General features: G+C 63.5%; 23 protein-coding genes. 10 read left to right on the top strand and 13 right to left on the bottom strand.

Annotated elements, in window-relative coordinates; genetic code table 11:
• Positions 1 to 332: 332 nt before the first annotated feature.
• Together ACODR8_RS07715 and ACODR8_RS07710 are read left to right on the top strand one after the other, a co-directional pair.
• Complete coding sequence (locus tag ACODR8_RS07715; RefSeq protein ID WP_119748388.1) at positions 333 to 1,067, top strand: response regulator transcription factor; 735 nt, start codon at positions 333 to 335, stop codon at positions 1,065 to 1,067.
• A complete protein-coding gene (locus ACODR8_RS07710; protein ID WP_119748386.1) occupies positions 1,064 to 2,431 on the top strand; it encodes an ATP-binding protein in 1,368 nt (455 codons plus the stop codon). Before ACODR8_RS07715 ends, ACODR8_RS07710 begins: the two co-directional genes overlap by 4 nt.
• Positions 2,432 to 2,501: 70 nt before the next feature.
• Here the strand turns inward: ACODR8_RS07710 and ACODR8_RS07705 are convergent, their stop codons facing one another.
• From ACODR8_RS07705 to ACODR8_RS07695, 3 genes are all read right to left on the bottom strand, one after another.
• Positions 2,502 to 2,666, bottom strand: a complete 165-nt coding sequence (locus ACODR8_RS07705) for a hypothetical protein (protein WP_489006691.1) — start codon at positions 2,664 to 2,666, stop codon at positions 2,502 to 2,504.
• Positions 2,667 to 2,675: 9 nt separating this feature from the next.
• The gene (locus ACODR8_RS07700) at positions 2,676 to 3,059 is read right to left on the bottom strand and encodes a c-type cytochrome (RefSeq protein WP_489006690.1); all 384 of its coding nucleotides are present in this window, start codon (positions 3,057 to 3,059) and stop codon (positions 2,676 to 2,678) included.
• Positions 3,060 to 3,347: 288 nt separating this feature from the next.
• Entirely contained in the window at positions 3,348 to 4,847 is a 1,500-nt protein-coding gene (locus tag ACODR8_RS07695; RefSeq protein ID WP_489006689.1) for a CoA-acylating methylmalonate-semialdehyde dehydrogenase, read from the bottom strand.
• A 94-nt stretch (positions 4,848 to 4,941) separates the two neighbouring features.
• Here ACODR8_RS07695 and ACODR8_RS07690 point away from each other — a divergent pair, with 94 nt between their 5' ends.
• Both ACODR8_RS07690 and ACODR8_RS07685 read left to right on the top strand, forming a co-directional pair.
• Positions 4,942 to 5,826, top strand: coding sequence for a LysR family transcriptional regulator (locus ACODR8_RS07690; RefSeq protein WP_489006688.1), 885 nt, complete (start codon positions 4,942 to 4,944; stop codon positions 5,824 to 5,826).
• A 72-nt stretch (positions 5,827 to 5,898) separates the two neighbouring features.
• Complete coding sequence (locus tag ACODR8_RS07685; protein WP_489006687.1) at positions 5,899 to 7,506, top strand: AMP-binding protein; 1,608 nt, start codon at positions 5,899 to 5,901, stop codon at positions 7,504 to 7,506.
• Here the strand turns inward: ACODR8_RS07685 and ACODR8_RS07680 are convergent, their stop codons facing one another.
• Complete coding sequence (locus ACODR8_RS07680; RefSeq protein WP_489006686.1) at positions 7,507 to 9,093, bottom strand: family 43 glycosylhydrolase; 1,587 nt, start codon at positions 9,091 to 9,093, stop codon at positions 7,507 to 7,509.
• 64 nt (positions 9,094 to 9,157) lie between these two features.
• Positions 9,158 to 11,929 (bottom strand): TonB-dependent receptor, encoded by a 2,772-nt coding sequence (locus tag ACODR8_RS07675; RefSeq protein WP_489006783.1) that lies wholly within the window; start codon positions 11,927 to 11,929, stop codon positions 9,158 to 9,160.
• A 525-nt stretch (positions 11,930 to 12,454) separates the two neighbouring features.
• Here ACODR8_RS07675 and ACODR8_RS07670 point away from each other — a divergent pair.
• The gene (locus tag ACODR8_RS07670; RefSeq protein ID WP_489006782.1) at positions 12,455 to 13,828 is read left to right on the top strand and encodes a pectate lyase family protein; all 1,374 of its coding nucleotides are present in this window, start codon (positions 12,455 to 12,457) and stop codon (positions 13,826 to 13,828) included.
• Entirely contained in the window at positions 13,825 to 14,262 is a 438-nt protein-coding gene (locus ACODR8_RS07665) for a cupin domain-containing protein (protein ID WP_489006685.1), read from the top strand. Before ACODR8_RS07670 ends, ACODR8_RS07665 begins: the two co-directional genes overlap by 4 nt.
• Before the next feature lie 94 nt (positions 14,263 to 14,356).
• Here ACODR8_RS07665 and ACODR8_RS07660 read toward each other — a convergent pair whose 3' ends face one another.
• The 5 genes from ACODR8_RS07660 to ACODR8_RS07640 all read right to left on the bottom strand — a co-directional run bounded on the left by ACODR8_RS07660 (position 14,357) and on the right by ACODR8_RS07640 (position 19,538).
• Positions 14,357 to 14,716, bottom strand: coding sequence for a hypothetical protein (locus ACODR8_RS07660; RefSeq protein WP_489006684.1), 360 nt, complete (start codon positions 14,714 to 14,716; stop codon positions 14,357 to 14,359).
• A 455-nt stretch (positions 14,717 to 15,171) separates the two neighbouring features.
• Positions 15,172 to 16,713 (bottom strand): carboxylesterase/lipase family protein, encoded by a 1,542-nt coding sequence (locus ACODR8_RS07655; protein ID WP_489006683.1) that lies wholly within the window; start codon positions 16,711 to 16,713, stop codon positions 15,172 to 15,174.
• 1 nt (position 16,714) lies between these two features.
• Positions 16,715 to 17,470 (bottom strand): 2-dehydro-3-deoxy-D-gluconate 5-dehydrogenase KduD, encoded by a 756-nt coding sequence (gene kduD / locus ACODR8_RS07650; RefSeq protein WP_489006682.1) that lies wholly within the window; start codon positions 17,468 to 17,470, stop codon positions 16,715 to 16,717.
• A 107-nt stretch (positions 17,471 to 17,577) separates the two neighbouring features.
• Complete coding sequence (kduI, locus tag ACODR8_RS07645; RefSeq protein ID WP_489006781.1) at positions 17,578 to 18,417, bottom strand: 5-dehydro-4-deoxy-D-glucuronate isomerase; 840 nt, start codon at positions 18,415 to 18,417, stop codon at positions 17,578 to 17,580.
• 68 nt (positions 18,418 to 18,485) lie between these two features.
• On the bottom strand, positions 18,486 to 19,538 hold the full coding sequence (locus ACODR8_RS07640) for a LacI family DNA-binding transcriptional regulator (RefSeq protein WP_489006681.1): 1,053 nt from the start codon (positions 19,536 to 19,538) through the stop codon (positions 18,486 to 18,488).
• Positions 19,539 to 19,653: 115 nt separating this feature from the next.
• On the opposite strand from ACODR8_RS07640, the gene ACODR8_RS07635 reads away from it, so the two are divergent.
• A complete protein-coding gene (locus ACODR8_RS07635) occupies positions 19,654 to 20,454 on the top strand; it encodes a 2-keto-4-pentenoate hydratase (protein WP_489006780.1) in 801 nt (266 codons plus the stop codon).
• 38 nt (positions 20,455 to 20,492) lie between these two features.
• Positions 20,493 to 21,764: an MFS transporter gene (locus tag ACODR8_RS07630; RefSeq protein WP_119744653.1), complete on the top strand. Its 1,272-nt coding sequence runs from the start codon at positions 20,493 to 20,495 to the stop codon at positions 21,762 to 21,764.
• Positions 21,765 to 21,771: 7 nt separating this feature from the next.
• Here the strand turns inward: ACODR8_RS07630 and ACODR8_RS07625 are convergent, their stop codons facing one another.
• Positions 21,772 to 22,680 carry an SDR family NAD(P)-dependent oxidoreductase gene (locus ACODR8_RS07625; RefSeq protein ID WP_489006680.1) on the bottom strand — a complete coding sequence of 303 codons (909 nt, stop codon included), beginning with the start codon at positions 22,678 to 22,680 and terminating at the stop codon, positions 21,772 to 21,774.
• 143 nt (positions 22,681 to 22,823) lie between these two features.
• Between ACODR8_RS07625 and ACODR8_RS07620 the strand changes: the two genes are divergently transcribed.
• Positions 22,824 to 23,603 (top strand): SDR family NAD(P)-dependent oxidoreductase, encoded by a 780-nt coding sequence (locus ACODR8_RS07620; RefSeq protein WP_489006679.1) that lies wholly within the window; start codon positions 22,824 to 22,826, stop codon positions 23,601 to 23,603.
• On the opposite strand, the gene ACODR8_RS07615 is transcribed toward ACODR8_RS07620, so the two are convergent.
• Complete coding sequence (locus ACODR8_RS07615; RefSeq protein WP_489006678.1) at positions 23,600 to 24,055, bottom strand: MarR family winged helix-turn-helix transcriptional regulator; 456 nt, start codon at positions 24,053 to 24,055, stop codon at positions 23,600 to 23,602. The two genes, ACODR8_RS07620 and ACODR8_RS07615, sit on opposite strands and share 4 nt — an antisense overlap.
• A gap of 145 nt (positions 24,056 to 24,200) precedes the next feature.
• Between ACODR8_RS07615 and ACODR8_RS07610 the strand changes: the two genes are divergently transcribed.
• Positions 24,201 to 25,232 (top strand): alpha/beta hydrolase fold domain-containing protein, encoded by a 1,032-nt coding sequence (locus tag ACODR8_RS07610; protein ID WP_489006677.1) that lies wholly within the window; start codon positions 24,201 to 24,203, stop codon positions 25,230 to 25,232.
• A 9-nt stretch (positions 25,233 to 25,241) separates the two neighbouring features.
• Here the strand turns inward: ACODR8_RS07610 and ACODR8_RS07605 are convergent, their stop codons facing one another.
• Complete coding sequence (locus ACODR8_RS07605; protein WP_489006676.1) at positions 25,242 to 25,865, bottom strand: TetR/AcrR family transcriptional regulator; 624 nt, start codon at positions 25,863 to 25,865, stop codon at positions 25,242 to 25,244.
• Positions 25,866 to 25,901 lie beyond the last annotated feature (36 nt).

The raw sequence follows: 25,901 nt of genomic DNA, 5'->3' as shown, positions 1-25,901 counted from the left end.
GTTCCTTGTTGACCAGGCGGAGCCTTGCGATGCGCTTTCGCGCGGGGTTCGACCTGCCGGGGCGCACGAGGGGGAGGGGGACGCACGCTGACGGCCGGATCGATCGCGGCGATTGTCCGTCCCGGTGGACGGACAGGCATCGCAAGGACTCCGCATGGTGTCGGCGAGGGGGCCAGCCGACCTCAGCCTCTTGGCTATTTTGGCAACGACAGCATAGCGGAATTTGGCTTCCATCTGTGGCACTGTGCGGCATAGCGTATCGCTTTGTATCAGCCTGTATCATCGCTGGCCGCCGGGCAGACTTTCGCCACGCGACGCGCTACGGAAGGGGGATGCCTGATACCGCTCCCGCCCGTGCTGCTACCGTGCTGGTCGTCGATGACGATGCGGACATTCGGGAATTGATCGTCGGCCAACTGGCCCAGGAAAATTACCGGCTGCTGGCGGCGGCGAACCTTGGCGAATTGCGGCAAATGCTGCGCGATCATCCGGTCGACCTCATCGTCCTCGACCTCAACCTGCCCGATGGCGACGGCCTGTCGCTGTGCCGCGAGTTGCGCGGAGAAGGATCGGACGTACAAATCATCATGGTGACCGCGCGGGGCAGCGCGATCGACCGGGTGCTGGGGCTGGAACTGGGTGCCGACGATTATCTGACCAAGCCGTTCGAGCCGCGCGAATTGCTGGTGCGCATCCGCAACCTGCTGCGCCGGGGCCGGGGCGACACCGGAACGCAGGGCAGGGCAAGCACGATGCGCTACGCGCATTTCGGCCCGTGGCGTCTCGACCTGGTGCAGCGACGGCTGATCGCGCCCGACGACCGGCTGGTCATGCTGTCCTCGGCCGAATATCGGTTGCTGTGCCACTTTATCGAGCAACCCAATATCGTGCTGGGGCGCGAAGCCTTGCTGCCCGAACGGCGCGCCACTGCCGCGTTCGACCGTTCGATCGACCTCCAGATCAGCCGCTTGCGCCAGAAGCTTGCCGATGTGGCAGGCGGCAGCGAACTCATCCTGACGGTGCGGGGCGAAGGCTATGTGCTGGCCAGCGCGGTGGACTATTCATGATCAGGCGGCTGGGCGGCCGGGTCCGCACTTTCTTCCGCTCCATGGCGGGGCAGATTTTCGTCATCCTGACGCTGGGCATGACGATCGCCGCGATCATCGCGCTATTGGTCGCCGAACAGACCCGCCGCCATGATTTTGAACGGGTGCGGCGGCAGCGCGTCGTGGCCAGCGCAGTCGACATTGCCGACCGTCTGCGGCGCGATCCCGCCCGGATCGAATCGATGATGGCCGATCACAGCATCATGGGCGCAGCGCCGGTGCCGCCCGGCATCTCGCTGACCGAACCGGATACGGCCCTGCAACAGTCGCTTGTCGAACGCTTTGGTCCGCGGTCGCAACCCGAAGCCGGGCAGGTGCCGACGGGCCTGTGCTTTGCGACCTATACCGGTCGCTGGGAACGGGCGGCTGGCCTGGTCGATGCGCCGCGTCCCGACTGCTGGATCGTCCGCTTCACCGATCACGCCGGGCAACGCCGCGAAATGGCGCTCAGCTTCCCGCGCCTGGCCAAACCGCCCAGCACCATCTTCAATCCGCTCTATTTGCTGGTCATCGTCGCCGCCTCGGCCGGGCTTGCGATATTTGTCGCCCGCTTCGTGTCCAAGCCATTGCGGCGGCTGGAGCAGGCGGCGGAGGCCTTTTCGGTCTCGCTCGACCCGGAGGAAATTCCCGAACGCGGGCCGGAGGAGGTGCGCGCCGCACTCTCCACCTTCAACCTGATGCAGCGGCGCGCGCGGGCGGGTTTTGCCGAACGGACCCAGCTGCTCGCCGCGATCAGCCATGACATCCAGACACCGCTCACCCGGCTGCGGCTGCGGCTGGAACTGGTCGAGAATGAGGAGCTACGCGCGCGCCTGCTGGCCGATCATGAAGCGATGCAGCGGCTGGTGCGCGAAGGGCTGGACCTGGCCAGCAGCACCGAAGCGCGGGAGGAGTGGTCGGTTCTCGATATCGACTCGCTGCTCGCCAGCATGGCCGAGGATGCGGAGGAACTGGGCGCACCAGTCCGCTTCCTGACCGGCTGCGGCGGCACCGTCCGGGTCAAACCCAATGCGCTGACCCGCTGCATCGCCAATCTGGTCGACAATGCGGTGCGCTATGGCGGCAGCGCCGACATCAGCTGCGCGCGGGCAGGGGGGCGGGTGCTGATCCATATCCGCGACCGGGGACCGGGCATCCCCGCCGACCGGCTCGACCAGATGTTCGAACCGTTCACGCGCGGCGCGACCGGTCAGCCGGGCGGACGCACCGGCACCGGCATCGGCCTCACCATCGCCCGCTCGCTTGCCATGAGCTTCGAGGCATCCGTGCGGCTGCGCAATGCCGATGATGGCGGCCTGATCGCCACCATCGATATGAAGGGCTAGCTGTACGACTCCTGATCCTCACCCATTAAGCAAGGGCTATCGTATATGAGCCGCACCTCATTTACCTCCGTCATGCTGAACTTGTTTCAGCATCCATCGTGTCCCAGAAGCCTTCGCTCGTGGCGAGAAATCGACCCTGAAACAAGTTCAGGGTGACGATGAGGATTGGCATCGTTTCATATGCGACAGCGCGGCAGATCAAAGGGGAGGACGCTTCGTCGGCACGCAGGTTCAAGCCGCTAGCCTATTTCGCTTCGGCCTTGAGATAGGCGATCAGATTGGCACGATCCGCCGCCTGCGGCACACCGGCAAAGGCCATGCGATTGCCGGGGACAACGCCGCTCGGCTTCGTCAAAAACGCGTCGAGCGTCTTGGCGTCCCAGCGGATCTTCGCCTTCTGCATCGCGGGCGAATAAGTGAAACCTGCCATCGTACCCGACGTGCGGCCGAACAGGCCCGCCAGATTCGGCCCCATCTTCTTGGGTCCGGGCTTGACGTCATGGCACAGCGCGCAGCGCGCAAAGACAATCTTGCCCTTGGCGGCATCGCCAGCCTGCGCCAGCGCTGGCGTGGCGGCCATGGCGACCATAGCGATTGTCAGTCCAGCGAAATTACGCACGATCGTCATGCTCGAATTTGTCCCTTCACCATGTCCTGAATGCAGATCAGTGACCGATTCTACCCATATGGCATTCCGAATCTGAACGGGGATTGACGCAAAACCCGCCATTTCGCTTCGCCACTTATCAGGAAGTTGCCACAGGGCAACTACCGCCTTGAGGGCCGCCGCCAGTCTCCAACCAAAAAGGCCGCACGAACAATCGCGCGGCCTTTCGTGACAGGCATGGAAACAGATGCAAGTTCGATAACAAGGATTATGTTAAATACAACCCCATATCAAATCGCTTACATATGTTCAGCTCATCGTCGGGATAACGAAACTCTGGTCCATTACCGCGCCGCCGCTGGGCCAACGCTGGGTGATCGTCTTGACCCGCGTATAGAAACGCACGCCATCCATGCCATATTGGTTCATGTCGCCAAAGCCCGACCGCTTCCAGCCGCCAAAGCTGTGATAGCTGACCGGCACCGGGATCGGCACGTTGATGCCGACCATGCCGACCTCGACATTGGCGCAGAATTTGCGCGCATAGTCTCCGTTACGGGTGAAGATCGCCACGCCATTGCCATATTGATGCTTGGTCGGATAGCTCAGCGCCTCCTCGAACGTCTCCGCCCGCACCATCTGAAGCACCGGCCCGAAAATCTCCTCATTATAGCTTTTCATGTCGGGCTTCACATGGTCGAGCAAGGTCGGCGCCAGGAAGAAACCCTCCTCATAGCCCTGCAACGCAAAGCCGCGCCCGTCGATGACCAGTTCGGACCCTTCATCAACCGCCATCTGAATATAGTTTTCAATCCGAGCCTTATGGGCCGAACTGACCACCGGACCATAATGGGCGTCGGGATCGCTCGGCACGCCGACGCGCAGCCCCGCAATGCCGCTCTCCAGCTTGGCCCGCAGCGCCACCGCGGTCGCTTCGCCCACCGGCACCACCACCGGCAATGCCATGCAGCGCTCGCCCGCCGAGCCATAGGCTGCACCAAGAATGTCCGCGACCGCCTGGTCCAGATCGGCGTCGGGCATGACGATCCCATGATTCTTCGCCCCGCCCATACACTGCATCCGCTTGCCGTTCGACGCGCCGCGCCCATAGACATATTGGGCGATGTCGGACGATCCGACAAAGCTGACCGCCCGGATCGCCGGATTGTCGAGGATCGCGTCCACCACCTGCTTGTCGCCATGGACGACGTTCAGGATGCCTGCGGGCAGTCCCGCCTCCATCGCCAGCTCCGCCAGCCGCACCGGCACCGACGGGTTCCGCTCGGATGGTTTCAGGATAAACGCATTGCCGCACGCAATCGCGGGCGCGAACATCCACATCGGGATCATCGCCGGGAAGTTGAACGGGGTGATCCCTGCCGCGATGCCGATTGGCTGGCGCATCGAATAGACATCGATCCCCGGCCCTGCGCCTTCGGTATATTCGCCCTTCAGCAGATGCGGGATGCCACAGGCAAATTCCACCACGTCCAGCCCGCGCTGAATATCGCCCTTGGAATCCGAATGAACCTTGCCATGTTCGGCCGACAGCATTTCGGCCAGTTCATCCATATGCTTTTCGATCAGCGCCTTCAAATTGAACATCACCCGCGCCCGGCGCTGCGGGTTCATCGCTGCCCATGCGGGTTGCGCCGCCTGCGCATTGGCGACGGCTGCGTCCAGCTCGGTCGGATCGGACAGGCGAACCTGCGCCTGCACCTTGCCGGTGGCCGGATCGAACACGTCGCCCAGCCGGGTGGAGGTCGATGCCTGATGTTGGCCGCCGATGAAATTGTCGATGATGCGCATGATGCCCTCGCGTTAAATGTCTGACGCGGCCATTAGCCTATGGCATCACGCGCAAAAATGATCATATGTGCGCATCTGTTGTGCATGGATATATATGCTGCATTGGGATGATCTTCGCCTGTTCCTCGCCGTCGCGCGCGCTGGCCGCCTGATTAGCGCGGGGCAGGCGCTTGGCGTGAACCACACCACCGTCGCCCGCCGCCTGACCGCGCTGGAGGAGGCGCTCGGCGCACGCCTGTTCGATCGCACTTCGCGCGGCGTGGCGATGACCGCGGCGGGCGCGCTGCTGCTCGACCATGCCGAACGGGTCGAGCGTGAGTTCGAAGCCGCCGCCGCTGCGCTATCGGGACGGGCCGAAGCCATCGCAGGCGAAGTCCGCCTCGCCACCCCCGAAGCGTTCGGCACCTATATCGTCGCGCCCAACATCGCCGATTTCCACGCCCGCTATCCCGACCTGTTGCTGGAGCTGATGCCGGAGTCCCGCGCCGTCAGCCTCGCCAATCGGGAAGCCGACATCGCCATCACCGTCGACCGCCCGCCGCGCGGCAAGCTGGTGGTGCGCAAGCTGTGCGACTATCAGCTCGGCCTCTACGCCTCGGCCGACTATCTCGCCCGCCACCCGCCGATCCGCACCGCGCAGGATGTCGCGGCCCAGCCCTTCGTCGCCTATATCGACCAGATGATCGACATGCGCGGCCTGCGCTATCTGTCCGAAGTCGCTGGCGAAGCGCGCCCGGTATTCCGCTCCAGCTCGATCGTCGCCCAGCAAAAGGCGGTGGCGTCCGGCGTCGGCCTCGGCCTGCTCCACCGCTTTTCCGCCAACAGCGAACCGGGCCTCGTCCGTATCCTCCCCGACGAGGTCGAAATCACCCGCAGCTACTGGCTGGTCCTGCGCCCCGAACATCAAAAATCCCCCCGCACCCGCGCCGTCATCGCCTTCATCGACGACCTGCTGGGGCGATACCGGGCGCTGCTCTGACCCTCGCCATCGCCAGAGCGCTGGATTGCCGGCCCGCTTGCCCGTGCCGCCATACTCCCGCATTTCTGCGCCATGTCCGACATCGCTCCCCCCCGGCGCACAACGCCCACCGGCTGGTCAGTCCGCCGTGATGACACCTTCGCGGCACAGGCTTATAAGGATGGCTGGTGGCAGGCGGATACCGCCGCCGATGCCCTGATTCAAGCTGCCCGCGACACGCCCGACCGCGTCCTGCTGATCGACGGCGACACCAGCCTGACCGCCGCCGCCCTCCACGCGCAGGCCAACCGCCTTGCCCAGGCCATGCTCGCCCGCTTCGCACCGGGCAGCGCCATCTCCTTCATGCTACCCAACTGGCAGGAAGCCGCGATCATCTATATGGGCGCGACGCTGGCGGGCATGGTCGCCAACCCCATCCTGCCCTCCCTGCGGGATCATGACCTGCGCTTCATCCTGGCCGACCTCGACAGCGCGATGATCTTCATCCCCGCCAGCTTTCGCGGCCATGATTATGCCGCGATGCTCGCCCGCGTCACCCCGGCGCTGGAAAACCCGCCCGCTGTCATCGTCCTGCGCGGCGATGCAGGCCCGCACATGGCCTTTGCCGACCTGCTGGCGGAAAGCGGCGACGCCCCGCTCCCCACGGTCGATCCCGACGATGTCCGCATGGTCATGTACACCAGCGGCACCACCGGACGGCCCAAGGGCGTCCTCCACAGCCATAACAGCATCAATGCGCTCATCCGCCAGATTGGCCGTCACTGGCTGGTCGAACCGGGCGATCGCTTCCTCGTTCCCTCACCGGTCAGCCATATTGGCGGATCGATCTACGCCTTTGAAACCCCTTTGCTGCTAGGCGCGACCGCCATCCTGATGGAACATTGGAATCCCGATGATGCCGTCGCGATCATGACCGCCCAACGCTGCACCCATATGGCAGGCGCCACCCCGTTCCTCCAGCATGTGCTGGCCGCGGCCCGCGCTGCGGAAACGCGCCTGCCCGACCTTAAACTCTTCATCTGCGGCGGCGCGTCCGTCCCGCCCAGCCTGATCCGCGACGCCGCCGCCTATTTCGACAGGGCGATCGTCAGCCGCGTCTATGGGTCGACCGAATTGCCGGTCACCACGGTCGGCGTCATCGACCCCGCCGACCGCGATCATGCCGCCGATACTGATGGCCGCGCTGGCATCGCCACCATCCGCATCGCCCCGGACGGAGAAATTCGCGCGCGCGGACCGCAGATGATGGTCGGCTATCTTCACCCGGAAGATGAGGAAAGCAGTTTCGACGCCGACGGCTATTACCGTAGCGGCGATCAGGGCGCCTGGGTCGATGGCGACCATCTGGTGGTCACTGGCCGGATCAAGGATCTCATCATCCGCAACGGCGAAAATATTGCGCCCAAGGAGATTGAGGATTTGCTGGTCGGCCACCCCGATATCGCCGAAATCGCCATCGTCGGTATCCCCGACGCGCGCACCGGGGAGCGCGCCGTCGCCGTCATCGTGCCGCGCGGTGACGCAACCCCGGACGTCCCCGCCATCGCCGATTTTCTGGGCCGCCACGGCGTCGCCCGTTTCAAATATCCCGAAACCGTATTGCTCTGGGATGCCCTGCCCAAAAATGATGCGGGCAAGGTGCTGAAAGCCGCCATTCGCGCGACGCTGACGGCCAACTGATCAGAGCGCTCGAAACCGGAAATTGCGGAACTGCGCCTCGCCCGGACCTGCCGCATAAAGGCCGGGCCGCAGCATCAGAAATCCGCCGCGCACATTATGATGATAGCCCGACACTTCCATCCCCCGGTCGAACCGGCTCCATGTCCGTCCGCCGTCACCACTCAGATGATAGGCGATGATATGGTGGCGGTTGGTCACCTTCATCGTCAGCTTGCGACCATAGGGGTTGGCCGGGCGGCCTCGCTCCATGCCATATTGGTGGGTGACGAAACGGGTCTCGTCAAAACCCAGCCCGCAATAGAGCTTGTCATCGTAAAAGAGCAGCAAGCCCGCCGTTCCGCCCGGCGCAATTTCGATCTCGCACTGAAATTCATAGGACGGGTCGCCCGCGATCAGCAGCAGCGGTGATGAATTGACCGGCGCGGTGCCGCGCGCCTTCAGCACAAGCGCGCCCTTCTCCACCCGCGCCCGGCTGGCCTCGTCCGGGCCTGGCCGAAAGAAATTCCATTTCGCGCCCAGATTGAGGGTCGCGAAATCATCCGACAACGCCATGCCATGGGGAAGTGCCTTGCCCCCGCGCGGCTTGGCGATCGGCTGCGACAGATCGCCCCCGGTCATGCGGAACCAGCCATCCGCCGTCCACTCGACCGGATCGAGCAAGGTCTGTCGCCCCAGCGTCCACAGCCCATTTTCAAAACCATGATAGACCGCCCACCAGCTGCCGTCCGGCGCCTCCACCAGACTGGCATGGCCCCGCGACCACCAGCGTTCGGACAGGCTTTCCGTCCGCACCAGCGGATTGCCCGGATGCTGCTCCCACGGCCCATGGATGGAGCGGGATCGCGCCGCGATCACCATATGCCCGGTCGGCGGCCCCGCTGTCCCGCCCACGGCAGTCAGCATATAGAACCAGCCGCCATGGCGGTGAATCTTCGGCCCTTCGGGCGAAAAGCCCTCGACATCCCATGTGTCGGGATAGCGCCAGGGATCATAGACATGCTCGACCGCGCCAACTGTGGACAGACCATCGGCGCTCAGCCGGATTCGGTCCCCGCCCGACAGGAACAGCCAGCGGCTGCCATCCTCCCCCACCGCATGGCACGGGTCGATATGATCGTGCAGTTGCAAGTCGATGGGGTCGCTCCACGGCCCGTCGATACTGTCGGCATGGATCACGAAGATGCTGTTCGGGCTGGCCTTGACCGGAATATAGATGAAGTAGCGGCCCTCATGCTTCTCCAGGCTGACCGCCCACACCGACCCGATATTCTTGGTGAGCGCCGCCCCGCGCGGCTGCCAGTTGATGAGGTCGCGGCTGTGCCAGATGGTGACGCCCGGATAGCTGTCGAACGTCGAAAAGGTCATATAATAATCCGCCCCATCCTTCAGGATGGCGGGATCGGGCCGATCGCCAGAAATCAGCGGATTAAGGAAACGCCCGTCGCCAAGGTCAGCGATCCGTTGATTGTCGAAACCCCGCTTCCAGTCGGTCGCAGCGGCAGGAGCCGCAAGTGCGTCCGTGCCGATCAACGCCAGCGCACTCCCGGCCAGCCCGCCCGTCATCGCATCGCGTCGGCTGATCGTCATGGGGCGCTCCTTGTCATACAGAAAAAACCGGGCCGCCCGTGCAGAGGCAGCCCGGCCATGAGCCTTACATCTTGAACCGCGCGCCCACCTGGAACGTGCGCCCGTAATGCAGCTGCTCATAATTGCGATTGGCATCCAGATCGGTGTAGCGATCGCGATATTCGTCGGTCAGGTTGATGCCCTCCAGCGACAGCTCGATCCAGTCGGTCAGCTTGTAACGCATCGACGCATCGACATTGATCGTGCTGTTATAGCCTTCGAACACGTTACCCGTGGCGCTATTCTGGTCGATATAGCCGCTGCGATAGCTGGCCGACACGCGCGCGCTGAACTTTGCGTCCTCATAATAGAGCGTGCCGTTGAAGGCGCGCTTGGACAGGCCAAAAAGGGTTGCATCGCGCGACGCTGCGATATTACCGGCACCCGGCACGACCGCTGGACCCGAAACCGTATAGTTGGCGCTCGATTTAACAAAGGTCGCATTCACGATCCCGCCGAAATGTGACAGGAAACCGGGAAGGAAGGTGAAAGGCGCCTGCAAAGACACTTCCAAGCCTTTCAGTGTCGCGCCTTTACCGTTAACCGGTCGCGTAATGTTCCAGATCCGACCTTCAGGATTGCCTGCGGCTGGCGAACTGGGCGGAATGGACCCAAGCGGTAGCCCACTCGAAGCGTAAGTTCCGGTTATCGTTTCGCTAACCGGGAAGCTCTGCACATCCTTCTTGAAAAGGGCGACGGAAAATATCGATTGAGGTGCGAAATACCATTCGACGCCCAAATCAAATGCCGTCGCTCGATATGGCAGCAATTCCGGGTTGCCGAAGTTGATATTGTAGTTGAACCCATCAACAGAGCCTCCGGGTGTAAGGCTTCCTAGCGATGGACGAGTAACAACATCAGCCACCGATGCGCGGATGATAAAATCGCGATGTGGGAAAAGGGCGATATTGATAGCCGGCAACCAATCATCATAAGACCGCTGCGCGTTCAAAATCGGCGCACCGGCAAATCCATTGGATGTTTGGTCAGTCTTGACGTATCGGATGCCTGCATTGGCCGCATATTCCAGACCGAGAATATCGCCCTTGGCATCGAACTGAAGATAACCACCTTTGGTTTTCTCTACGACATTACGCGTATTGCCCGCATCGATCGCCGGGTTGCGCTGATACAGCTTGGTAAAGTCGGTTCCCGTCGCCAGATTGGGCACCAGCCACTGCGTCGTCGTCCCCGCAGGCGCATCCGCCCCTTTCAGCGTGAACATCTCCGCCAGGGCCGCCGTCACCGGGAAGCCATAGACTGCGCTCGGACCAAAGGCGGACGACGGCGAACAGGCCAGCGTCCCCAGCACGCGATCGACGCCGCCATTGCCGCACACCACCGTATCGCGGGTAAAGCCCTCAGTATCGAAGGAGAAGCGGCGATAGACCGCGCCCGCCTTGACCGTGAAGCCCTCCGTCACGTCCCATTCGGTGCGCAACTGCATCGTGCGGAACTTGTTGACCGTGGACGAAGGCCGGTCGCGAATTTCGGCCAGCTGGAAATTGGCCGGATCGGTGACGCTGGTGCCGAATGTCAGCACCGGGCGGCTCATATTGCTATAATCATATTTATAGCCCTGCGCATCGCGATCGTCGAACACCAAAGTGGTCTCGACCGGGATCGACGCATCCGACTTGGAAAAGCCGCCCAGCAGGGTGAAGCGGAAATTGTCGCCCACATCCTGGTCCCAGGTGCCGCCCAGCTGATAGAATTTCGTCTGCGACTTGCGCAGATAATGTTCGGTCCGCACCCACGCATCGTTCAGCGTGGCGGAAATCATATTATTGTTGCTGTCATAGACCGGGTTGACGACATTGATCGACCGCTCGTTCGACCGCAACAGCACTTCGCCCCATTTCTCCTCGCGCGTCTCGCGGAAGCGGGAGAACAGCCCGTCGATCGAAACCTTGGTCGCATCCGAAGGCGACCATTGGATCGAGCCGGTCACGCCCAGACGCTCGCGCTCCTGCGCAATTTCGCCATAGCGCGGAATACGCGGGTGAAACGCCAGAGCCGCCTTGTCGCAACCGGCGCTCGGCAAATAGGTGCCGCCGCTATTGGGCGCGGTAAAGCAATTGACGCCGTCAACGCTGTCGAACCGCGCCTGCGACCAGCGCACCGTATTATTGCCCATCTGGAGCGTATCGAGCTTGGAATAGGCCGCAGACAGCGCCACGCCCCATTGCCCGTCCGGCGATTTCCACGACAGCAGCCCGGCGGCGCGCGGCCCCCATTTTTTCGACAGGTCATTATAGGAACCCGTCGCAGATCCGACGAAGGTGAAACCATCCTTGCCCGCAAGCGGATTGCCGGTGTTCAGATCCACAACCGCGCCCAGCGACCCTTCGTCGAGTGAGGCTTCGGCAGTCTTATGGACCACCAGCGAGCTGAACAGTTCGGACGCGAACACGTTGAAATCGAACGCGCGGTCACGGTTGGCGCTGGCGCCGTCGGTCGATGTCGCGACCGTCTCCATGCCATTGACGCGCACGCGGGTGAATTGCGCGCCCAGACCGCGCACCGTGATCGCCCGGCCTTCGCCGCCGTCACGCTGGATCGAAATGCCCGGAATACGCTGCAACGATTCCGCCAGATTCTGATCGGGAAATTTCGCAATATCTTCTGCCACGATCGCGTCGACCGACCCGACCGACTGGCGTTTCAGATTGATCGCCGCGCCCAGCGACTGGCGAAATCCGGTGACGACGATATCGGCGGCGTCGCCTTCCTCTGCGCTTTGTACCGGAACCTGCGGCGCATCCTGCGCCAGCACAGCCGCCGGCATCGCCAGCATGATCGCTGCGACGCTCGCCCCGGCCAGCCAGCGCTGCGCGCCGCCCTGAGTATTGCCCTTCCGAATCTGCACGTTCCGCTCCTTCCCTGTTGTCGATACCCGCCCGACCAAATCGGCGAACGGGGCATGGTCTATCGGCAGGATCAGGGGCGATTCGTCTCGCTTGCGCCCTCTCCTGCCCGTGCCGCCGCCAGCTGTTGCTGGTCCGTTAGCGTCACTGGAAACCGGTGTCATAACCGAAGCCATAAATGCGCGCCACGTTTCCGGCTGTCAATATAGGGTGATGATTATTGTTCGCAGATGGCCTGAATGCCACAGTTGGCAATGCTTCCCTTGCTAGGTTGCGACACAAAACCCCCTGCTCGACCCGCGCTGGCACCCTCATATCGCGATTATCAGACACCGGTGTCACAACAGACTTGCGGCCCATGCCACACAATGGCACACCCATGGCTAAAGAGAGGAGCCACCGTCACCATGCCCATCCCCCGGTCCCGCCCCCACTGGATGCTGCTTGGCGTCGCGATGGCCCAATGCCTGTTGGTCCAGCCGACAGCCGCCCAACCCGCGCCACAAAGCGCCGCCGCAGCACAAGCCGCCTTCCCAGGTGCGGTCGGCTGGGCCGCCACCACGCCCGGCGGGCGGGGCGGTCGCATCCAGCGCGTCACCACCCTCGCCCCCGACGGTCCCGGCAGTTTCAAGGCCGCGCTGGAGGCCAAAGGCCCGCGGATCATCGTGTTCGAAGTCGGCGGCATCATCGACATGGCCCGCCAGACGCTGAAAATCACCGAACCTTATGTCACCATCGCGGGCCAGACCGCGCCCTCGCCAGGCATCACCCTGATCAAGACCGGCATCGACATCGCCACCCATGATGTGGTGATGCGCCATATCCGCATTCGTACCGGGGTCGATAGCCAACCGAAAATGAGCGGCTGGGAAGCCGATTCCCTCTCCACCGTCGCGGCGCACAATGTCGTGATCGACCATTGCAGCTTCACCTGGGCGATTGACGAGAATATGTCCGCCTCCGGCCCGCGCTTCACCGGCAAGACCCCGGACGACTGGCGCAAAGGCACCAGCCACGCCATCACCTTCTCCTACAATATCGCCGCCGAAGGCTTGGCCGACGCCAGCCATCCCAAGGGCGAACATAGCAAGGGAACGCTGATCCACGACAATGCGAGCGAGATACTGATCTACCGCAACGTCTATGCCCATAACAAGGAACGCAACCCGCTGCTGAAGGGCGGGGCGCAGGTCCAGATGGTCAATAATATCCTCTATGATCCGGGCGAACGCGCGGTTCATTATAATCTCATGGCGCTCGAATGGGGCGATCATCAATATCAGACCGGCAAGCTGTCGGCGGTCGGCAATGTGTTGCGCGGTGGTGTGTCGACCGCGCCCGGCCTGCCCTTCCTGACGCTGGGCGGGGATGGCGATCTCGATTATCACGGCAAGGATAATATCGCGGTCGACCGCTTCGGCGTCGCCCTGCCAATGTTCGGCCGCTACGGCGAAACCCGCGCGAAAATCAATCAGGTCGCGACCCCGCCCATCTGGTGGCCCGGCACCCAGGTCCTGCCCGTCCGCGACGTGGAAACCCACGTCCTCGCCCATGCCGGCGCCCGACCATGGGACCGCGATGCCGACGATCTGCGCGTCCTCTTTTTCGTGGCCGAAGGACGCGGCGAGATCATCGACGATGAACGGCAGGTCGGCGGCTACCCCAAAATGGCCCAGACCCGCGCGCCCTTCGTCGCGGCCGACTGGAACCTCGACACGATGGAGCCGAAATCGGGCCGCTATCCCGGCCAGACGGCTGAGATCGCCGAACATCTGTCCGACCGCGACAAGATGATGCGCCAAGGTACGCCTTCAGGAGAGCCAAAATGATCCTCGCCCCCCTCCTCCTCGCCGCCGCCCCCGCAGCATCGCCCCCCGCGCCGCCCCCCGCTCCACCGATGGCCGTGATCGACGAACAGAGCGTCCGCCGTGAAGAACCCACCCCCCATGGCAAGATCGGCCTCAGCACCGCCTTCCGCATCAGCGATGCCGCCCCCCAGCCCCGCACCATGGAATTTCGCAAACGCATCCTCCATGTCGGTTCCGCCATCGGCCTCCACCCCATCGCCCATGACGAAGTCTATTATGTCCTCTCCGGCACCGGCGACGTCACCTCCGACGGCAAAACCCAAAGCCTCACCCCCGGCATGGCCGCCTATCTCTACGACGGCGCAGTCGTCGGCATCCGCCAGACCGGCAAGGAACCGCTGGCGCTGATCATCAGCTATCCGGTGAAGCAAGCGGTCGGCGAAAAGGCAAAATAGCGGACGCGATCTCCCGCCCCCGCGCATCCACACCTATCATTTCGCGACATATGTGGGACACGACCCATATGTGCGGGAAAGAAGATTGTGAACGTCAGGGTTTGTCAACAACTGGGCGCGGCACCCAGATTGTGCATGATAACCCGGTGCTAGCCTGTTCTCCGTTAGACAGCCGAATACGCTTGAAGCAGCCGCCAAGCGGAAACTCTCGGCTAAGCCAGCGGCCCTCGGGGGTGTCTTGCTCGTAAGGACGGACACCTGCGCCTTCCAGAAAGGCCCAGAGATGAGCGGCCGTGTCACCAACGCAAATGTATTTGTGGCTATCGTCTGTGTCGGTCACTTCTCCGGCCGCCACTGCATTTTCCAAACACGCTTCAGTTAGTCCGGGCAACTTTTCAGGAAAGGCCGCTGGGGCATCATTGGCGAGTAGCAGGGCAACGGCAAAGATCAGCATAGGTTTTCAACTCACGCTAAGTCTGGTGATACCACCAGCGGGGGATCGAACCCGCGCCTTCACCTACCAGCGAGGATCGGTGTAGCGATACCTCTACCAATCCCGTCACGCTGGCAGACCCATTTAGCCGGAAAACGGATCGTGCGGCAACGTTCGCTTTCGAGCTAAGCAGTTGGTGATGCGTACGACCAAAAATGGTCGTTTGACGACAGGCGCTTACAACCGTCATCCCACACTCCTCCGCATCCCCGCTGTCCTACACCCCCACCCCATGCTATATCGCAGCCCGGCTCCTTCCCATCGTCCACACCCCTCACCCGGCCCCGACCCCCAATCGCGCGCCGAAGCAAAACTTCGCTTCAAATCTTCATAAGCCATATGGGCGAAGTTAGCGAAGTGCCACGCCCTGCCCCTCCGCGTCCCCGCGCCTCCGCGTGAACTCAAACCCTTGTTTTTCAACTACCCGGCTGAATATAGGGTGCCCGCGCAAACAGGTCCCGCTCCCAGCCACGCGGGTCATCTTCCACCCGGCTTTGGACGTCGAAAATCATCGTTGCGCGCCGATCCAGCCGATATTGCGGCCAATCCGCCCGTCCTTCCCGCGCAAATTGGACAAACCGCATCATCATCGCCGTCGATGCCGCCCGCGCACCCGCACCCGTCCCGGTGAAAGCCCCCGGCGCGTCCAGCGTCCCGAATGCCAGTGCAATGTCCATGGTATGCGGCGCGCCCCGCTTCGGCTGGGTCGGCGACTGGAAATCGACCTGATAGACCCAGGTCGGCGCATCGGCCCGCGCCCGCGCTTCCGCCTCGATCACCTGCCCCGGCCAGCTCCGCCCCGCCGTGGTTGCGGCATAGAAGATCCGCTCCGCTGGCCAGTCGGGAAAGCGCGCGCGATACTGGCCCACGATCCATTCGGGCGACAGGTCGATCCGCAATTCCCCCGCCATCCGCGCCGCCAGATTGCCCCAGTCCAGCCCCCGCACCAACGGCCCTTCAGGGTCGATAAAGGCCCGCGTCTCGTCCAGCGTATTGCCCAGCATCATCGGGATTACATTGCCCTGCGGCGCGGCGTCGGGCCAGAAAGGATGCCGCGCCAGCGACCGCATATCCAGCACCGGCCCCATATAGACGCCTCCGCCCAGGATCGGATCGATCGCCTCCAGCCCCTCGATCAGCCGCGCCACCGGCATCGTCAGCAACGCCGCCAGCGCATCGGGCTTCACCCCCAGCCGATCGAGATAGGCTGCCGTCCGCCGCGACGCATTGATCGGCCCGCTGGCCGTCACTTGCTGCCCGCTCATCGTGATCGCGCGGTGGAACAGCCCTTTGGCGGCGGGCATCGCCATCATCGTTGCGATCTTGGCCCCGCCACCCGACTGACCGAACACGGTTACATTGGCCGGATCACCCCCGAACGCGGCAATATTGTCCCGCACCCAGCGCAGCGCCAAAATCAGGTCCAGCTGCCCGACATTACCGCTATCGGCAAAGCGCGGATCAAGCCGCGCGAGGTAGAGATAGCCCAGCGCATTGAGCCGATGATTGACCGTCACCACAACGACATCGCCCGCCGCCGCCAGATGCCGCCCGTCATTCAGCGGATCGACCACGCTGCCATTGGCATAAGCGCCGCCATGGATATAGAGCATCACCGGACGTTTCGCGGCAGTCTCCGTCCCCGGCGTCCAGATATTGAGGAACAGGCAATCCTCGCTGGTCCCCGCCTGCATCGCCCGCTGCGGGCAGGATGGCGCAAAGGCGGCGGCGTCCACGATCCCGCGCCATGGTTCAGGTGCCAGTGGCGGCTGGAAGCGGCGCTGCGCCGTGTCCTGCCCGTAGCGCACGCCGCGAAACACATGCAGCCCTGCCTCCCGCCTGCCCCTGATCTGCCCGATGGTCGTGGCGACGACCGGATCAGGTCGCGCAGCGAAAACGGGCGCGGCACTCAGGCCAATCGCGCCTGCAACAAAATGGCGGCGATCGACGCCGGCCATGTTACCGCGCCAGCCATCCGCCATCGACGGCGAGGGTGTGGCCGTGGATATAGTTGGCGGCGGGCGAGGCGAGGAACACGGCGGCTCCGCCAATGTCGGATGCGTCGCCCCAGCGGCCTGCGGGGATGCGTTCCTGGATCTGGCGGTTGCGCTGTTCGTCGGCTTGCAGGGCGGCGGTGTTGTTGGTGGCGATGTAGCCCGGCGCGATGGCGTTGACGTTGACGCCCTTGGCCGCCCATTCGTTCGCCAGCAGCTTGGTCAGCCCCGCGACGCCGCTCTTGGACGCGGTGTAGCTCGGCACGCGGATGCCGCCCTGGAAGGACAGCAGGGAGGCGATGTTGATGATCTTGCCTGCGCCTTGCGCGATCATGTGGCGACCGGCCGCCTGGCTGAGGAAGAACAGCACCTTCAAATTGGTGTCGATCACCGCGTCCCAGTCGTCTTCCGTAAAGTCCACGCTGTCGGCGCGGCGGATGATGCCGGCATTGTTGACCAGGATATGCAGGCCACCCAGCGTGGCGATGGTTTCGTCGACGACGCGCTGGACCGGCTCGATGGTCGACAGGTCCGCCGAGACGATCTCGGCCCGGCGGCCAAGCGCGCGGACCTTCTGCACCGTTTCCAGCGCAGGCGTGCGCCCGACAGCGGCGATATCCGCGCCCGCGCTGGCGAGCGACAGGGCGATCGCCTGGCCAATGCCGGTATTCGCGCCGGTGACGATGGCCGCTTGGCCTGAGAGGTCGAAGGGGTTGGTCATGGGTTTTCCTGTCCCCCTCCCTTCAGGGAGGGGTTAGGGGAGGGACTGTCGGGACCGGGCTATGCGGACATGCCCTCCCCCGACCCCTCCCTGAAGGGAGGGGAGAATTACGCCAGCTGGCAGATGTCCAGCACGTTCATGTCGGTATAGTCCTGATTTTCGCCCGCCATCGCCCAGATGAAGGCATAGGCTTTGGTGCCGGACCCCATATGGATCGACCAGGGCGGCGAGATCACCGCTTCCTCGTTCGCCATGACGATGTGCCGCATCGCATCGCCCTCGCCCATATAATGGAACACGCGGTCGGCAGGGCCATCCAGCTCGAAATAGAAATAAATCTCGCTGCGCCGCTCATGGATGTGCGGGGGCATGGTGTTCCAGACGCTGCCGGGCTTCAGGACGGTGAGGCCCATGACCAGCTGCGCGCTCTCGCAAATGCCGGGGATGACCAGCTGGTAGATGGTGCGTTCGTTGGATTCCTCCAGGCTGCCGCGTTCGAGCGTGGTGGCATCGGCCAGCGAGATGAGGCGCGTCGTGAACGCCTTGTGCGCGGGGCAGGAGGCGAGATAGTAGCGCGCGCCTGCGCCGGAAAAGACGACGTCCTTCGCGCCCATGGTGACATAGAGGCAATCCTTGTTGCCGAGCGTAAAGGCTTCGCCATCGACGGTCACGGTGCCGGTGACGCCCGACACATTGACGATCGCCAGTTCACGCCGCTCCAGGAAGGGGTGGCCAGCGGCGGACGCGGGTTCGGTCTGGGCGGGGAGCGCGACGGGCGCATCGGCGACCGCGACGCCACCGATCACGAAGCGTTCGGCATGGGTATAGTTCAGCACGCACTCGCCATCGCGGAACAGGCCGCCGATCAGATAACGATCGCGCAGTTCGTCATTGCTGACGCACTCCATCATGTCCGGGTGGGTCGCATAATAGGTCTTGTCGAACATGGTCGGCCCCTCGTCCTTCATCCAATATAGATGTCCCATTGGACACCGGTGTCATGCAGCATCGCCTATCAGGATATGGCGGGCGGTGCAACCGATGCGCGACGGATCAATGTCGAACTGAACATCGACGGCTCGTTGACCTCCGACCCCTCGCCAATCGCCGTGCCGATCAGCTTGAGCGCCGCCGCCCGCCCCATGGCGACGATCGGCCAGCGCACCGTACTGAGCGGCGGCCAAACGCGGGTGGTGAGCGGCGTGTCATCGAAGCCGATGATCGACAATTCCTCCGGCACCGCAATCCCCCGCATCCGCGCCGCATACAGCACGCCCGCTGCCATTTCGTCATTGCTGGCGAAGATCGCGGTCGGGCGCGGCGTCAGGTCGAACAGGCTTTCTGACGCAGACAGACCCGATTCGAACGTATATTGGCCATCGGCGATCAGGCTGCGCGGCAGGCTGATCCCCGCTTCCGCCAGCGCCTGTTCAAAGCCTTCGCGCCGCTCCTGCGCCGACCGGAAACCATGCGGCCCGGCGATCAGGCCGATCCGTCGATGCCCCTGCGCGATCAGATAGCGCACCGCGTCGGCCACCGCCTCCTTGTCGTTGGACGCCACCATATGTTCAGGATCGTCCAGCACCGCGGACCCCATCCGCACATAGCGGCAGCCCTGCTCGTCCAGCATCCGTGCCAGTGCGTCATTTTCCGACATGGGCGGCAGCAGCACGACGCCGAACAGCCGCTGGCGCGTGACGAAGCCACGAATATCGTCCATTACCAGGTTCGATCCGCGATCGACCGGGCGAATCACCAGTTCGAATTCGGTGCCGTGCAACGCTTCCAATATGCCGCGCTGCATCGACAGGATCATCTGCGCATTGGGATTGTCATAGACCAGCCCGATCAGGAAGTTACGCCCCAATGCCAGCGCCCGCGCCTGCGGATTGGGGACATAGCCGGTTTCCCGGATGATCGCCTCTACCTTGTCGCGTGTCTCGCGGTTCAGCAGCGGCGATCGGTTGATGACCCGGCTGACCGTCTTTTTCGACACATCCGCCATGCGGGCAATGTCGTTGATCGTCAGCTTGGGCGCCTGTCCCTCATCCTGGTTCTGCTTTGCCATAGCGCCTTATAACGCAGTTTACGCGCCCCGCCAGCGCATCTGTCCGCGATCCGGCTTGTCAATGACACCGGTTTCCATTACCGACAGGATCAACGAGGATGGAAAGGATTTCGCAGTGAGCGCCAGCAGCCCGGCCGAAGCGACAGCAGAGCGTTTTCTGGCGGCACGACAGTCCGCACAGGGACTTGCCGACTATCCAGGCCCAATGCCTGCAACGCTGGATGAGGCCTATATCGTTCAGGACGCGGCACTGGCGCGTGTCACAGAGGCGGTCGCAGGCTGGAAAGTCGGCCGGATCTTGGGCGATCTGGCGGATCGCTATGGCTGCGACCGGCTGGCTGGGCCTATCTTCGCCTCGACCGTCGCGACCGCCGATGCGCAATCGCAGGGATTGGTCTTTGCCGAAGGCTTCGGCGCGGTCGAAGCGGAATTTCTCTTCCGCATCGGTACGATACCGGCGACCGGCAAGACGCATTTCACCCTGGAGGAAGCGGCCGATCATATCGACGCTGTTCATATCGGCATTGAAATCGCCAGCTCACCTTTTGCCGGGATCAACGGCCATGGTCCGGCTGTCACTGTCTCCGACTTTGGCAATAATAACGGCTTGCTGATCGGCCCAGCCGTGCCCGACTGGCGCAGCGGCGCTTATGCCGATCAACTGGTGACGACCCGCATCGACGGCGAAGCGGTCGGCAGCGGCACCGCCGCCGCCTTCGCGCTGGGCGCGATCGGATCGGTGCAGTTCCTGCTCGAAAATCTGATTGCCCGCGGGATCGCGATAAAGGCAGGCTGGTGGATATCGACCGGCGCGGTATCGGGTGTCCATCCGGTGACGCCGGGACAGAAGGTGGACGCCGATTTCGGCCCGCTGGGTATTCTTCACTGCACGATTGCCGCACAAGAGCCGCGCTGAAACAAGCGGTCGACCGAGCCATAATAGGAGCCAGGATGATGAACGAAGCAGGGGTGCAGGGTCCGCCGGTCGGGCGCTATCGCTGGGTAGTGGTGGCGCTGCTGTTCGCGGCGACCGCGATCAACTATGTCGACCGGCAGATGATCGGCGTGTTGAAGCCCACCTTGTCGGCGGAAATGCAATGGTCGGAAACCGACTATGCCAACATCGTGTTCTGGTTCCAGGCGGCCTATGCAGTCGGCTATCTGGGCTTTGGCCGGGTGGTCGATGTCATCGGTGCGCGCTTTGGTTACGCCATCGCCGTCACCATCTGGACCATCGCCCATATGGCCCATGGCGGCGTGCATGGCGTGACCCAGTTCGCCATGGCGCGCTTTGGCCTGGGGGTTGGCGAGTCGGGCAATTTCCCCGCCGGTATCAAGGCGGTGACCGAATGGTTCCCGCAAAAGGAGCGCGCCTTCGCCATCGGCCTGTTCAACGCCGGGGCCAATATCGGCGCGATCATCACCCCGCTGCTGGTGCCGTGGCTGACCGTCGCCTATGGCTGGCGCGTCGCTTTCTACGCGACCGGCATTTTCGGCATCCTTTGGTTGATCGCCTGGCTGGTCTTTTACCGCAGCCCCGACCAGCATCCCAAGGTTACCGCCGAAGAACTGGCCTATATCCGTCAGGATCCCGCCGACCCGGTCGAGCCCATCGGCTGGGCGAAGCTGATCACCGTCAAGGAGACTTGGGCCTATGCGATCGGCAAATTCTGTATTGATCCCATCTGGTGGTTCTTCCTCTTCTGGCTGCCGGGCTATCTTGGCACCCGCTATGGCCTGGACCTGATCAGCTTCGGCCCGCCGCTGGTGGCGATCTACCTATTGTCCGACGGCGGCAGCATTTTTGGCGGCTGGATGTCCGGCCGTCTGATGAAGGCGGGCAAGAGCGTCAATGCCGCGCGCAAGCTGACCATGCTGCTCTGCGCCTGCGCCGTTCTGCCGATCTTCTTTGCCCAGTCGATCGATAACCTCTGGCTTGCCGTACTGGTGATCGGCATCGCCACCGCCGCGCATCAGGCTTTCTCGGCCAACCTCTACACTTTGCCGTCGGACCTGTTCCCGCGCGGCGCGGTGGGATCGGTCGTTGGGATCGGCGGCACGGTGGGCGCGATCGGCGGCATGGTCATGGCCAAATATGCCGGTTATATCCTCGACGGTATCGGTAGCTATACGCCGCTCTTCGCGGTGGCGGGCAGCGCCTATTTCGTCGCGCTTGGCGCCGTCCATCTCCTGTCGCCACGGCTGGAACGGGTCAACTCCATATAGCGGACGTTTATTTCCCCGCCACGGCGCGTTCGAAGCTGTAGCGGATATGATCGACATGGCCGTGAAGGCCAAACGTCACCGGATCGGCGCTGTCCATGATCGCGTCGATCCGGTTGCCAACATCTTCGATCGACCAGTCGGGCTGATAGACGCCCTGGCTTTCGGCGATGAAAACCCGCGCGACCCGCCCGGCGATGGACGCCAGCATCTGCCCGGTGATCGAGCAGCTTTCATGCGCCAGCCAGCCGACGACTGGCGCGACCAGTTCCGGTCCCATCGGCGGATAGGCCGACACGTCAATCCCTTCGGCCATGCGGGTCACTGCGCCCGGCACGATGATGTTGGAGCGGACGCCCTCGGCCTCTCCTTCAAGCGCCAATATGTTGTTGAGACCGATCATGCCCGATTTGGACATGCCGTAATTGACGCAATTTTCGTTGCCATAGATCCCGCCGATCGAGGAGGTCAGCACGATCCTGCCATAGCCTGCCTTGCACATGATCGGAAAGGCAGGGCGGGTGACGTGGAAGGCACCGCGCAGATGGACGTCGAGGACGGCGTCGAAATCCTCCTGGCTCAGTTCCTTCATCGATCCGTAGCGGACATTGCCCGCATTATGGATCAGCGTGTCGATGCGGCCATAATGGTCGAGCGCGCTCTCGATGATGGCACGGCCGCCTTCGGGCGTGGCCACCGATTCGGTGCAGGCGACCGCTTCGCCGCCCAGTGCCTTGATCTCCGCGACCACGTCTGCCGCCGGGCCATCGTCGCCCCCCTCGCCCCGGATCGCACCGCCCGGATCGTTGACGATCACCTTCGCGCCGCGCGCCGCCAGCAGCAGCGCATAGGCGCGGCCCAGCCCGCGGCCTGCCCCGGTGATGACCGCAACGCGATCGTCAAAACGATAGTCTGCCATGGCGATGCTCCTTGATATGGCCCCGTGGGTGAACCGTGGCTGGCACCGGTTCAAGCCGCCCCGGCAAGGCATCGCTCCAGCGGTTCGCGGCGGGCGCAGAAGGCGGATATGAAAGCGACAAGACAGGATAAAGGGAAAGAACGATGCAGGTTGCGATCATCACCGGGGCAGGCAGCGGCATTGGCCTGGCCACCGCCAAGATGCTGGCCGAGGCGGGCATGGCGATCGTCGGCGTGGGCCGGGACGCGGACAAGCTGGCGACCCTGGAGCAGGTGATTGGTGACCCGGCGCGGATCGCGACACTGTCGGTCGATATCACCGCCGACGACGCCCCGGCGCAGATCGTCGCGCTGGCGCTGGAGCGCTTTGGCCGCATCGATTTCCTCGTCAACAATGCAGGTGCTGGCAGTCCCAAGCCGCTGCACGAGACGGACGATGAGACGCTCGACTATTTTCTGGGGCTGATGCTGCGCGCGCCGTTCCGGCTGTGCCGTGAAGTCATCGGCCATATGGGCGAAGGCTGCGGCATCGTGAATGTCAGTTCCACCTATGCGATGATCGGCGGGCGGCGTGGCGGCGCTTATTCGGCGGCCAAGGGCGGGCTGGGCGCGCTGACTCAGCATATCGCCTGCGACTATGGCCCGCGGGGCATCCGCGCCAATTGCGTCGCGCCGGGCGTCACCATGACCGACATGGTGCGGCACCGGTTTGACGATGAGATGTTCAAGCGGGTGAATGTCGAAACCACGCCCTTTCCCCGGCTGGGCGAGGTAGAGGATATTGCCAGCACCATCGCCTTCCTCTGTTCGCCCGGCGCGGGGTTCATCAACGGGCAGACGATCGTGGTCGATGGCGGCTGGACCACCACCAAATATCTCTCACCCCGCGCGCTGACCACGACGTGGGTCGAGCCTGACGCCTAAGGGTGGCAGGCGTCGCGGCAGAGCTGGCGCAGAAGCGCCAGCAACTCGTCGCGTCGGTCGGCCGGGATGGACCGACCGATCCGGTTTTCGTGGCGCTCGAACGCTTCGCTCACCTTGGCGTGGAGCCGTTCGCCATCGGGGGTTAGCGACAGGGTGATTGCCCGCCCCTTGCCTGGCTGCTTGTCGAGTGCGCCGAGCAGCGCCAGCTTGTTGATCAGCGGCACGAGGTTGGCGGGCTGGGCGCGGAGCGCGCGGCCGATGTCGCTCTGGATGCAGCCCTGGTTGGCCCCTAGGAACAGCAGTAGCGTCGCCTCCCCCACATTGATGCCCAATGGCTGGAGCAGGTCAGCCAGCGCCGCTGTCACCGCGACGGTGGTGCGGCGCAGGTGATAGCCGATCAGCGGGTCGAGCGGATCGATCAGTTCGGACAAAGGCGACAGTGAGTTGGACATATGCCGCGATAACGCGCTTGCGTCCGGCTCTCAACCCTGCATATTATGTTTCATAACATAATTTGTAGAGGAGATTCATATGTACGGCTCACTGTCCAGCTTGCGCCAATTGGCCCTCAGCGCAGCGGTTTGCGCGCTGCCCGCCATGGCCCTTGCCCAAACACCGCCGCCGCTGGCTGGTCCCGGTACGATCGAACCGGACGGCACCGTGGTCGTCCCCTCTTTCCGCCTGCCGCCATCGGTCTATCTGAGCGATGCCGCCAAAAAGGCCTTGCCCCGCAGTCCATCCGATCCTGAAGAACCGATGATGCGGGCTGTCGCGGCGGGTCAGGCCGGGACGCTGCGGGCGCGGATGCCGCAGATCATGGCGCCGCGCCTCGACAAGCTTAAACAGATGTACAAGGTGGTAACCCGCGACGATGTGATCGCGGGCATCCCCGCCGTCCGTGCGATGCCCGTAGGCGGTGTGGCGAAGGCCAATCGCGGCAAGATCCTGCTCAACCTGCCGGGCGGCGGCTTCATCATGGGGGCGGCGACGGGGACCGGGATGCTCGAATCCATACCGCTGGCGGGACTTGCCGGGGTAGAGATTGTCAGCATCACCTACAGGCAGGCACCGGAATTCACCTATCCGGCGGCGACCCAGGATGTGCTGACCGTCTATCGCGACCTGCTCAAGACCCACAAGCCGCAGGATATTGCGATCTTCGGATGCTCGGCGGGCGGACTGCTGACCGCCGAAACCATGGCGGCGCTGATCCGCGACAAGCTGCCCCTGCCCGCCGCGATCGGCATATTCTGCGCGTCGGCGGATGCGCGCTGGGGCGGGGACAGCCGGGCGTTCGGACGACCGTTCCAGGCATTGGCGCAGCGGGAGGATAGTCGCGGCTATTTCAAGGATATCGACCTGGCCGACCCGCTCGTCTCCCCCATCACATCGCCCGCGACGCTGGCGCAGTTCTCGCCGACGCTGGTGATCACCGGCACTCGCGCCTTCGAGATGAGCGCGGCGGTCAATACGCATAAGGAATTGGTCAAGGCCGGGGTCGATGCCGACCTGCATATCTGGGACGGGTTGGGTCACGCCTTTTTCTACGATCCGGCTTTGCCCGAATCGCGGGAAGCCTTTGATGTCATGACACGCTTCTTCACGCAGCATCTGAAGTTGAAGCGTTAAGCCACTGCTCTACACCGCAACGGCGCGGCGGCAAAACTCCCAGATTTCCTGGGCCATCGCCTGCCGCGCCGCTGCGTCCGGGGCTTGGCCTTCTTCGGCCAGCAACTGGCCGTGGACTGTGGTGGACACCAGATTGTAGATCAGCATGGCCAGCCGATGGGGCGGCGCGGTGCGCACCTGCCCCATGGTCATGCCGTCCGCCAGTTGCGCGGCGATCAGGTCGATCAAGGGCGCGATTGCTCGCTGCAATTCCCCCGGACGCGATTCGGCCAGTCGCAAATGCTCCCGGCTCAGCGCCGCGCCTCGCCGCTTCCCACCGCGATCATCCCCCATCACGAAGCCGCCCAATATGATGCCATCGACGATATGGTGCAGCCGGGCGAGCGGATCGGGCAGGGTTTGTACCTGTTGCGCGAACGTCTCCGCCGCACGGGCCAGCGTCTGGGCGAACACCGCCAGCACCAGATCATCCTTGCCTGCGAAGCGATCATAAAAGGCGCGTCGGGCTAGGCCGGTGCGGGCCAGCACTGCCCGGATGGTCAGCCCCTCCAACCCCGCTTCGTCCAGCAGGTCATAGGCCGCACGGGTGATCATCGCACCGCGATCGTCCGCCCCGTCTGCCGCCTGTGCCATGATGCCGTCCTCTTCCCTGCTGCAAAGCCCTTTGCA

This window comes from Sphingobium sp. FG58 (genome assembly GCF_057809055.1).
This window is presented reverse-complemented; position numbering and strand designations above follow the sequence as displayed.

What these genes read in the sequence shown, in the direction of transcription:
- ACODR8_RS07665 (WP_489006685.1), top strand. Translation starts at nt 13,825, where the DNA reads ATGATCCTCGCCCCCCTCCTCCTCGCCGCCGCCCCCGCAGCATCGCCC.
- ACODR8_RS07685 (WP_489006687.1), top strand. Translation starts at nt 5,899, where the DNA reads ATGTCCGACATCGCTCCCCCCCGGCGCACAACGCCCACCGGCTGGTCA.
- ACODR8_RS07625 (WP_489006680.1), bottom strand. Translation starts at nt 22,680, where the DNA reads ATGGCAGACTATCGTTTTGACGATCGCGTTGCGGTCATCACCGGGGCA.
- ACODR8_RS07630 (WP_119744653.1), top strand. Translation starts at nt 20,493, where the DNA reads ATGAACGAAGCAGGGGTGCAGGGTCCGCCGGTCGGGCGCTATCGCTGG.
- ACODR8_RS07710 (WP_119748386.1), top strand. Translation starts at nt 1,064, where the DNA reads ATGATCAGGCGGCTGGGCGGCCGGGTCCGCACTTTCTTCCGCTCCATG.
- ACODR8_RS07700 (WP_489006690.1), bottom strand. Translation starts at nt 3,059, where the DNA reads ATGACGATCGTGCGTAATTTCGCTGGACTGACAATCGCTATGGTCGCC.
- ACODR8_RS07690 (WP_489006688.1), top strand. Translation starts at nt 4,942, where the DNA reads ATGCTGCATTGGGATGATCTTCGCCTGTTCCTCGCCGTCGCGCGCGCT.
- ACODR8_RS07605 (WP_489006676.1), bottom strand. Translation starts at nt 25,865, where the DNA reads ATGGCACAGGCGGCAGACGGGGCGGACGATCGCGGTGCGATGATCACC.
- ACODR8_RS07680 (WP_489006686.1), bottom strand. Translation starts at nt 9,093, where the DNA reads ATGACGATCAGCCGACGCGATGCGATGACGGGCGGGCTGGCCGGGAGT.
- ACODR8_RS07615 (WP_489006678.1), bottom strand. Translation starts at nt 24,055, where the DNA reads ATGTCCAACTCACTGTCGCCTTTGTCCGAACTGATCGATCCGCTCGAC.
- ACODR8_RS07655 (WP_489006683.1), bottom strand. Translation starts at nt 16,713, where the DNA reads ATGGCCGGCGTCGATCGCCGCCATTTTGTTGCAGGCGCGATTGGCCTG.
- ACODR8_RS07610 (WP_489006677.1), top strand. Translation starts at nt 24,201, where the DNA reads ATGGCCCTTGCCCAAACACCGCCGCCGCTGGCTGGTCCCGGTACGATC.
- kduD (WP_489006682.1), bottom strand. Translation starts at nt 17,470, where the DNA reads ATGACCAACCCCTTCGACCTCTCAGGCCAAGCGGCCATCGTCACCGGC.
- ACODR8_RS07695 (WP_489006689.1), bottom strand. Translation starts at nt 4,847, where the DNA reads ATGCGCATCATCGACAATTTCATCGGCGGCCAACATCAGGCATCGACC.
- ACODR8_RS07715 (WP_119748388.1), top strand. Translation starts at nt 333, where the DNA reads ATGCCTGATACCGCTCCCGCCCGTGCTGCTACCGTGCTGGTCGTCGAT.
- ACODR8_RS07670 (WP_489006782.1), top strand. Translation starts at nt 12,455, where the DNA reads ATGGCCCAATGCCTGTTGGTCCAGCCGACAGCCGCCCAACCCGCGCCA.
- ACODR8_RS07660 (WP_489006684.1), bottom strand. Translation starts at nt 14,716, where the DNA reads ATGCTGATCTTTGCCGTTGCCCTGCTACTCGCCAATGATGCCCCAGCG.
- ACODR8_RS07640 (WP_489006681.1), bottom strand. Translation starts at nt 19,538, where the DNA reads ATGGCAAAGCAGAACCAGGATGAGGGACAGGCGCCCAAGCTGACGATC.
- kduI (WP_489006781.1), bottom strand. Translation starts at nt 18,417, where the DNA reads ATGTTCGACAAGACCTATTATGCGACCCACCCGGACATGATGGAGTGC.
- ACODR8_RS07675 (WP_489006783.1), bottom strand. Translation starts at nt 11,929, where the DNA reads ATGCTGGCGATGCCGGCGGCTGTGCTGGCGCAGGATGCGCCGCAGGTT.
- ACODR8_RS07620 (WP_489006679.1), top strand. Translation starts at nt 22,824, where the DNA reads ATGCAGGTTGCGATCATCACCGGGGCAGGCAGCGGCATTGGCCTGGCC.